Origin of the sequence: Paenalicyclobacillus cellulosilyticus (assembly GCF_014647315.1) — a bacterium.
GTDB lineage: Bacteria > Bacillota > Bacilli > Alicyclobacillales > Alicyclobacillaceae > Alicyclobacillus_J > Alicyclobacillus_J cellulosilyticus.
This window is the reverse complement of sequence record NZ_BMOY01000122.1, coordinates 1-240: the sequence shown is the minus strand read 5'-3', so window position 1 is coordinate 240 and position 240 is coordinate 1. Positions and strand designations below refer to the sequence as shown.

Genomic DNA, 240 nt, shown 5'->3' with positions numbered 1-240 from the left:
CAGAAACTTGGCGCCAATCTAAACTTGCACCAAGTACCAATTGGTTAAATCCATCATTTTCGGCATCATTAAACCAAATATGAGTGAAGGCTTTCTGAAACAAATCTCGAATTTCATCAAAATCAAATGCGGAGCCATTGGTATATTGTAAAATAAAGTCATTGATCCAGGTTACTTTTCCTTTACCAAACTTAAGTGCATAAGGCCGCTCGGTAATCGCTCTCAATCCAAGGTTTTCAA

At 37.5% G+C, this 240-nt stretch carries 1 protein-coding gene; it reads right to left on the bottom strand.

What is annotated here, in order from left to right:
- Window positions 1-240, bottom strand: a 240-nt coding sequence (locus tag IEX97_RS13125; protein ID WP_188883540.1) for an NAD-glutamate dehydrogenase domain-containing protein, incomplete at both ends; no start/stop codon positions are given.